This is a genomic window from Alkanindiges illinoisensis, assembly GCF_004377485.1.
GTDB lineage: Bacteria > Pseudomonadota > Gammaproteobacteria > Pseudomonadales > Moraxellaceae > Alkanindiges > Alkanindiges illinoisensis_A.
Map to the genome: position 1 here is coordinate 1 of NZ_SNTY01000083.1, position 862 is coordinate 862.

Genomic DNA, 862 nt, shown 5'->3' on the forward strand with positions numbered 1-862 from the left:
TAGGGTCTGTTGACATTTACTGTTGATAATTAACCCTATAAAGGTAGCCATAAAAATATACAGGCTAAGGCAACAGAACTTTGATAATTTCTTTTGAGCTTGTCATATCGAGTAGCTATTCCTCTAAATTGCTTTAATCTACAAAACATATTTTCAACTAAATGCCTGATTTTATATAAATACCAGTCCATATGGTCATTGTTCGATTGGCTATTTATTTTCTTTGGTATATTCGCTTTAGTCCCTGTTTTCCTGATCTGTTCACGCAGTGGTTCTGAATCATAGCCTTTATCTGCGCATACCACTTTTGTCTCTTTTAAATCTAATGTTGATATTAAATCAGGTGCAACTTTAACATCATGTGTGGTTCCATCGGTAATCATGAAATCAACAGGATTGCCATGTGCATCAACAATCAAATGTATTTTTGAGGAGTTTCCTCCTACACTTTTAGAAATAGATTGATTCGCTATGCCGGCAGAATGTTGATGAGCACGTACGTGAGAGCCATCAATAAAAATCCACTCCATATCGGGGCATGAGGCTAGTAATTTGAATAATCCAAGTAACTTACCGCTGCTTGACCAACGATTAAAACGTTTGAAAATAGAGTTTGAATGACCAAAACAAGAAGGAATATCTCGCCACGGACAGCCTGTTCTAATTCTATAGAGGATAGCTTCAATAAAATTGCGTAAATTTGAGTTGTGGTGAATGGATAAATTACGCAGAATAACTTTCAACTTTTGCCAGTGTTGATCTGTCAGCATGGTACGAGGCATAGCGAATAGTAAAATTGGGTTTGGCGATTTGATTTTACTACTTCGCTATTTTTTTAAGCTAAAAGTGTCAACACACCCTA

Annotated in this window: 1 protein-coding gene; it reads right to left on the reverse strand. The window is 36.1% G+C overall.

Going from position 1 to position 862, the window contains the following annotated elements; genetic code table 11:
* Positions 1-35: 35 nt before the first annotated feature.
* Positions 36-782: an IS5-like element ISAba31 family transposase gene (locus tag E2B99_RS13410; protein ID WP_134245702.1), complete on the reverse strand. Its 747-nt coding sequence runs from the start codon at positions 780-782 to the stop codon at positions 36-38.
* Positions 783-862: the final 80 nt, after the last annotated feature.